Source organism: Mesorhizobium sp. M7A.F.Ca.US.005.03.2.1, assembly GCF_003997795.1.
Lineage (GTDB): Bacteria > Pseudomonadota > Alphaproteobacteria > Rhizobiales > Rhizobiaceae > Mesorhizobium > Mesorhizobium ciceri.
Genome location: NZ_RZRP01000268.1, coordinates 1 through 7244 on the forward strand (window position 1 = coordinate 1; position 7244 = coordinate 7244).

Sequence of the window (7244 nt, forward strand, 5' to 3'; positions counted from 1 at the left end):
CTGGCCGCGCCAGCCGGCGTTGAGAACCTGGATAGGGGCGTCGTCGGAAAAAACGAGACTGAGTTCGGAACGGCCCGCCACGCCGATTTCGGCAAAAGCCGCCTTAACGGCCCGATCGACCAGCCGCGTCAGGCTTGCCTCGTCGGGCCAGTTGCCCGCCTCAACCGCTATGTCGATGTCGACGGGAATATTCCCGTCGCCGGATATTATGTCCTCAGGCATGAAGCCGCATCGCCAACATCAATTCTCGGCGCCGAGGCCACGCGCCAGCTTGGCGTCCCGGTCGTAGGCCCTGACGATTTCCGCCACCAGCGGATGGCGAACCACGTCGCCGTCGTTGAAGCGCACGGTGACCGCGCCCGCCACGCCGTCCAGCACCCGCAAGGCTTCGACCAGACCCGATTTGGTGTTCGAGGGAAGGTCGATCTGGGTCGGATCGCCGGTGACGATCATGCGCGAGTTTTCGCCCAGACGCGTCAGGAACATCTTCATCTGCATCGGCGTGGTGTTCTGCGCCTCGTCGAGGATGACGGCGGCATGCGCCAGCGTGCGGCCGCGCATGAAGGCAAGCGGCGCGATTTCGATCACTTCGGCGGCAATGGCGCGCTCGACCTTGTCGGCCGGCATCATGTCGTAGAGCGCGTCATAGAGCGGCCGCAGATAGGGATCGACCTTCTCCTTCATGTCGCCGGGCAGGAAGCCCAGCCGCTCGCCGGCCTCGACCGCCGGCCGCGAGAGAATGATGCGCTCGACCATGCCGCGCTCGAGCAGCATCGCCGCGTGCGCCACCGCCAGGTAGGTCTTGCCGGTGCCGGCCGGGCCGATGCCGAACACCAGTTCCGACCGTTCCAGCGCCCGCATATAGGCGTCCTGGTTGAGCGAACGGGCATAGATCGTCTTCTTGCGGGTGGCGATCTGGGCGGCGGAGACCTTGCCCTTGCGTTCCAGCGTTGGCAGGGTCAACTGATCGTCGGCGGCAATCGCCATGCGCACGGCGCCGTCAACGTCGGACTGGCCGATATCGACGCCTTTCTGGAGAATGCCGTAAAGATTGTCCAGGGCGCGGCGCGCCTGCTCGGCGGCAGAAGCGGACCCTTTGATGGTCAGCTGGTTGCCGCGTGAGCGGATGTCGACGCCAAGCTTCTGCTCGAGCCGGGCGAGGTTTTCGTCGAACTGACCATAGAGGGCGCTGGCAAGCTTGTTGTTGTCGAAAGTCAGAACGATGTGCGCCATGTCAGAAGCCCCAGATGCCGGTACCGGGGGCAGGTTCTTCAGCTCTGCTGCGCTCAACCGTCTCTCCTCATCTGCCGAGACCCTCAGGCCAATTCGGCGAACAGGCTGTTGTAGCCCGTCTTCGTGATTCGCACCTGGATAATGTCACCGATTTCGCCGGCCTTTTCATCAACAATAACCGGCTGCAGCCAAGGTGAGCGGCCTACCTTCTGGCCGGCCTGACGGCCGGGCTTCTCGATCAGCGTGTCGATGGTGCTGCCGACGAGGCTCAAGCCGAAGTCCTGCTGCTGTTTCACGAGCAAGGCCTGCAGCCGCTGCAAGCGCTCGTCCTTGACCGCTTCCGGCACATGATCGGGCATTTCGGCGCCTGGCGTGCCGGGGCGCGGCGAATATTTGAAGGAGAAGGCCGAGGCGTAATTCACCTGACGCACCAGCTCCATGGTCGCCTCGAAATCCGCCTCGGTCTCGCCGGGAAAGCCGACGATGAAGTCGCCGGAAAGCGCGATGTCAGGCCGGGCAGTGCGGATACGGTCGAGCAGCGCCAGATAATCCCTCGCCGTGTGCCGGCGATTCATCGCCTTGAGGATGCGGTCGGAGCCTGATTGCACCGGCAGATGCAGATAGGGCATCAACGACGGCAGATCGCGATGGGCCGCTATCAGCTCGTCATCCATGTCGCGCGGGTGGCTGGTGGTGTAGCGCAGACGCGCCAGCCCGGGGATTTCGGCCAGCCTGAACAGCAGGCGGCCAAGGCCCCACTCGTGGCCGTTCTCGCCCTGGCCATGCCAGGCATTGACGTTCTGGCCAAGCAGCGTCACTTCGCGCACCCCGGCTTCAGCCAGGCGCTCAGCCTCCGCGACAATCTGCGCCACCGGCCGGGAAACTTCGGAGCCTCTGGTATAGGGCACGACGCAGAAGGTGCAGAACTTGTCGCAGCCTTCCTGCACGGTGAGGAAGGCGGTGACACCGCGCTTGATGACCTCGGCGCGCTTGGGCTGCGGCAGATGCTCGAACTTGTCCTCGATGGCGTAGTCGGTCTCGACGATCTTTTCGCCGCCGCGCACCCGCGCCAGCACGTCGGGGAGCCGGTGATAGGTCTGCGGGCCGATGACCAGGTCGACGGCCGGCGAACGGCGGATGATCTCGGCGCCTTCGGCCTGCGCCACGCAGCCGGCGACGCCGACCAGCATCTCGCGGCCGGCCAGGGCACGCTCGGCTTTCATGTCGCGGATACGGCCGAGCTCGGAATAGACCTTTTCGGCCGCCTTCTCCCTGATATGACAGGTGTTCAGCAGCACCAGGTCCGCCTCGCCAATGGCATCGGTCGCGGAATAGCCGTCGGCAGCCAGCGCATCGGCCATACGCTGCGAATCATAGACGTTCATCTGGCAGCCATAGGTCTTGATGAAGACTTTTTTCGCTGCCGTGGAAAGCACTGCCGGCTGTCCAGCCATAGTGCCGATGTCGTCGCTTTCTACCGTGTTCAAGTCCATAAGGCGGCTTCTAACGCCTTTCCGTGACAAAAAACAGACGATTCTCAGCCCGCGCCAGCAAGGGCATGCCGGGGCTAGCGGCTCGGCCGCGGGGCGGCAAGCACCGCCTGCATCATCTCACGCACCTGGCTTTCCATCAGTTTCGACGTCTCCTTGCGGTTCGAACCCTTGGAAAAGGCGATTGCCTCGCCGAAATGCACCTCGACGTCGAGCGCGCCCTCCGCCAGCAATACCTTGAGATGCGGCATCAAATCCTCATCGCCGATCCAGGCGGCAAGCGGGCGATGCCGGCGGCCGAGCGGCACGCCGTGCAGACGCGTATAGGCGATCGCCACCGGCTGGATGAACACCTGTTCCGCCGCGCCTTCCGAAATCGCCATCGAGGCGGCGCCGAACAGCGTGCTCTTGAACGGCAGGACCATATTGCCGTCGCCGGTCGAGCCCTCGGCAAACAGCACCATCGCATCGCCCTTGGCCATGCGGCTGGCAATCTCGCTTGCCTGGTCGCCCGACGAACGCTTGCGCTCGCGCTCGATGAACACGGTACGCTGCAGCTTCGAAAGCATGCCGATCAGCGGCCAGCCTTCCATATCAGCCCTGGCGATGAATTTTACGTCGGCAAAAGAGCCGAGCACCATGATGTCGGTCCAGGAGATGTGATTGGACGCAACCAGCAGCGGGCGCTTGTCGGACAGCGTCCCCTTGACATGGATGCGCATGCCGAGCGCCCTGATGATCAGCCTGTGCCAGATCTTGAGGATGAAGGTTTCCGGCCACCAGCCGGTCTTCATCGACAGTATCTGTAACGGCACGAGGACCAGCGAACCGGCGACAACGAGGCCCAGCGCCAGGAAAATCCTGATTTTCTTGATCATCGCCCCATCCCGGCCGTCTCGCTAGCGAAGATCGCGGCGCATGACAAGCGCGCCGGTCGGTCCGTGTTCGGCCGACCTGTAGTAATTCGGCCGCCTGCCGACCTCGCGGAAGCCCAGCCGGCGATAAAGCGCGATCGCCGCGACATTGGTCTCGTCGACCTCGAGGAACAGCGCTTCGGCGCGCTGCGCGTGCAGTTCGCGCAACACCGCGTCCATCAATTGCCAGCCCAGCCCCTGCCGGCGATGCGATCGCGCCACCGCGACGGTCAGGATCTCGCCCTCGCCTGCCGCAAGCCGCGCCAGCACGAAGCCGACGGGCGGCTTGGAGCCCTGTCCGGTTTCGCGCGCGGCATAGCCGAACACGGTGTCCTGTTCGAGCAAGGCGGCAAATTCGCCATCGGTCCAGGGGCGGACAAAGTCCTCGCGGTGCAGCAGCGAGACCGCCGGACTGTCGGCGATCCTCAGCGGCTCGAGCGCATAGTCCCGGCGGCGTGATTGGAGAAAAGGTATGCGCATCTAATTTTTGTTTTCTTGTTTGACCATGATCTCTGGACAAACGGGAACCGTTGTCCGTGAAAACCGGCTTCCACTTTTCGGGATCATGGTCTGATCCTTGAAAGAATGAACCCGGCCTGCGGCTTGGCGTCGGCGCCGCGCAGATAGAGTGGTTTCGGCCGTTCGCCCGCGCCCTTGGCGGCAGCCAGGCGGGCGTAGGTGACAATGTCGGCGGTGGCCGTCCGAGGGCCGACATCGAATTCGCGCCCGGCCGATGCGCTGATGAGCGCTGCAGCGGTGCCGGCAAGCACCGGAGACGTTGCCATCGCCATTGCCACCACGTCGGCCAGCGTGGCCACGGCCGGACCGTAAGTCAAGACTAACCTTTCGTCGTAAAAGGCCGCGTGGATCTCCTCACGGCCGGCATCCAGCGCCGCCAGCACGGCGCGACCGGGAAATGCCGTCGCTGCTTCGGCAGCCAGCGCCTCCAGTGTCGTCACTCCGATTGCCGGTATCTTCAGCGCCAGCGCCAGGCCACGCGCGGTCGAGACGCCGACCCGCAGACCGGTGAAGGAACCGGGGCCGACAGACACGGCAATGGCGCCAAGACCTGCATAGTCGGTTGCGCCTGCCTCCAGCGCTTCGGCGATGACCGCCATCAGCTGCTCGGCACGGCCCTTGCCGAGATCGAGCACCGGGCGGCCGAGCTCCCGCTTCGCCGTCGCGTCATAGACGCTAGCGGCGCAGAGGTTGGCGGCACAGTCGATGGCAAGCAATTTCATGAAGCAACCGGTTCGAAAGACAATTCCCTGTGCCCGCCACGGCCCGCCACCGCAAGGGGATAGTGCATAATTCGTTAAGCGGCTTCGCTTGTGGCCTATGCGGCCTGCTCGATGCGCAGCATGTGGTTGTCCCAGACATAGTCCGGTTCGGAGCGTGTCGCACCACTGCCCTCGACGATCTCGCCAGCGCCGGTGGTGGCCATGAAGCCGGTTCCATCGGGAGCCACGCCGCAGACCTCGACCAGCGCGCTGTTCGCGACGACCCGTCCGCTGGCCGCATCGAGCACGACAAGCGAGTTGCCTTCCGGCGAGGAGACCGCGACCGTGCCGGCAGCCGGATTGGCGGCGACCGAGCCTATGTAGTTGCGGAAGCCGGACAAAACGTCCTGCGGCATGTCGAGCAGTTGCAATTCCTTGCCGCGCACCGCGCGGCCGACCAGCAGCGGACGATCGGTGCCCGGGCCCCTGTACTGGCAGCCGAACCAGACCGTGCCGGACGGATCGGTGTCCATGTGGCGGATCGACAGCTGATGCAGTGCGGCCGGCAATTCGTGCTTCTCGATGAGGTCGCCGGTGACGCGGTCTATCAATACGTAGGACGGCTTCATGGTCGCAATGTTGAGCTCGGCGCGGCCGTAATCCGGATGGGTCTCGATGCCGCCATTTGCTACCGCAATCGTCCTGCCATCGCCCAGGAGCAGAAGCTCGTGTGGACCCATTCCATAGGTCGGGAACTCGCCGACACGGCTGAATTTCGCCCGCGCATCGTAGACGCCGACGACGCCGGCGGCGTTGTCGAAGTCGTTTTCGGTGGCATAGAGCAGCGCACCGTCGGCCGAAAACACGCCATGGCCGAAGAAATGCCGGCCGGCGATGCTGGCGATGGTCAGCGGCGCATCACGGCCCGAATGGTCGAAAACCACGGCGAAGGTGCCGGGCTGGCGCGCGAAGACCACCGAGCGTTTCGATATGGGATCGAAGGTGACATCGTGGCCGCGATCGGGCAGATCGATCGCATGCAGGACTTTGCCGGCCTCGGACAGGACGGCAGCGCCAAAGCTGCCGTCGCGTTTGACGAAAGCGGTGGCGAAGACGGCGTCGGCCGAAAGCGTCGTTGCCCAGGCCGATGGCGCCATCGCGGCCATGAAGCCAACGCCTGCAGCTCTCAGGAAATCGCGGCGATCTATCAGCGGGGTTTTCAATTCAGTCCCCATCCAGCGAGGAGAAGCCTGCGGTCAGGCCGAATTCAGCGGTCAACCTGGTCCCGATCAGGGTCGACAGGCTGGAGGTGATCAGCGCGAAATGCTCGAGCTTGTCGCGCAATGCCGGATCGGCAAGCGCCTTGTCGATTGGACCGCTGACGGCCTTGGCGGTGGCGACACCGTTGACCAACTGGATGTGGATCGATTCGGCCATCCAGCGCGCATCGGCCGGCAGGGCGTCGCCAAGTTTCGAGGCCTGGAACAGCGTATCGATGCCGGAGAGATTGCCGGCCAGTGACGCGGTGGTGTTTTGCGAGCGCCAATAGATCGCTTGTTTCGGCTTGTCCGCGTCCGGCTTGCCGCCGAAAAACCCTTTCAGGCGCACGTCGCGCACCATTTCCAGCTCATTGATGAAGACGCCGACCAGTTCCGTCACCGCTTCGTTGCCGTCGCGGTAGAGCGCATTCTGCGGCCCCGGATTGGCCCAAATCGCTGCAAAGCCGTCCGGTTTGTTCCAGGCGGCGCTGACCTCGCCGGCCATGGTTTCGATGTTGCCGGCAACAGCAGTGCCATAGGCGCAGCGGTAGGGATCATCCTTGCCGGCCAGTGCACCGGCGCCGTCGCCGTAAAGTACGAACTCCAGCGCGCCCAGCCCCTGCATGGCGACGCTCTTGCCGGCCAGCTGTGCCGGATCTGTGGCGGTTGGATCCTTCGCCGACAGCGCCGCCTGCACCTGCTTCAGGCCAATGCTCTTGCGATCCGGCCAGAACAGCATGCGTTCCAGCCGGTTGTTCTCCTTGATCGGCCCGAAGCCGATGTTTTCGGCTGACGACCAGGCATAGACGGTGGCGGAGAATTCGGCGCGTGCGGCATCGAGCTCTCCTTGCGAGGGCGTGACGCACAGCTTGCGCATGGATCCGGTCAAGGCTTCCGCATGCTCGTGCAGGCCGGCATAGGCCGGGCGGACGAAGCCATCGATCGCCCGCTGGATGATGTCGGAGGCTTTGACCGCCGCCGACGCAGGGACAACGCCCAGCAGGGCCAGCGGAAGAGCGAAAAACAATGCAGAACGCTTGAACATCACAGTGACTCCAGGAATTTGAGCAATGCGTCACGCTCGGTCGCGTTAGCGGCGGCAAAACGGTCGCGCGCTTTCTGCGCCTC

At 64.2% G+C, this 7244-nt stretch carries 7 protein-coding genes and 1 pseudogene; all 8 read right to left on the minus strand.

Features of this window, described 5'->3' with window-relative positions:
- Positions 1 to 222 (minus strand): annotated as a pseudogene (locus tag EN991_RS16440) (rRNA maturation RNase YbeY); the annotation flags it as partial.
- An 18-nt stretch (positions 223 to 240) separates the two neighbouring features.
- Positions 241 to 1233, minus strand: a complete 993-nt coding sequence (locus EN991_RS16445; protein WP_023758127.1) for a PhoH family protein — start codon at positions 1231 to 1233, stop codon at positions 241 to 243.
- Positions 1234 to 1316: 83 nt separating this feature from the next.
- Positions 1317 to 2687 (minus strand): tRNA (N6-isopentenyl adenosine(37)-C2)-methylthiotransferase MiaB, encoded by a 1371-nt coding sequence (miaB, locus tag EN991_RS16450; protein WP_245460982.1) that lies wholly within the window; start codon positions 2685 to 2687, stop codon positions 1317 to 1319.
- Between the two features lie 113 nt (positions 2688 to 2800).
- Positions 2801 to 3601 (minus strand): 1-acyl-sn-glycerol-3-phosphate acyltransferase, encoded by an 801-nt coding sequence (locus EN991_RS16455; RefSeq protein ID WP_127369141.1) that lies wholly within the window; start codon positions 3599 to 3601, stop codon positions 2801 to 2803.
- A gap of 21 nt (positions 3602 to 3622) precedes the next feature.
- Complete coding sequence (rimI, locus tag EN991_RS16460; RefSeq protein WP_127369142.1) at positions 3623 to 4117, minus strand: ribosomal protein S18-alanine N-acetyltransferase; 495 nt, start codon at positions 4115 to 4117, stop codon at positions 3623 to 3625.
- Positions 4118 to 4200: 83 nt separating this feature from the next.
- Positions 4201 to 4878: a tRNA (adenosine(37)-N6)-threonylcarbamoyltransferase complex dimerization subunit type 1 TsaB gene (gene tsaB, locus EN991_RS16465; protein ID WP_127369143.1), complete on the minus strand. Its 678-nt coding sequence runs from the start codon at positions 4876 to 4878 to the stop codon at positions 4201 to 4203.
- Between the two features lie 95 nt (positions 4879 to 4973).
- Positions 4974 to 6080: a DUF1513 domain-containing protein gene (locus EN991_RS16470; protein WP_127369144.1), complete on the minus strand. Its 1107-nt coding sequence runs from the start codon at positions 6078 to 6080 to the stop codon at positions 4974 to 4976.
- Position 6081: 1 nt separating this feature from the next.
- Positions 6082 to 7161, minus strand: a complete 1080-nt coding sequence (locus tag EN991_RS16475; RefSeq protein WP_127369145.1) for an imelysin family protein — start codon at positions 7159 to 7161, stop codon at positions 6082 to 6084.
- Positions 7162 to 7244 lie beyond the last annotated feature (83 nt).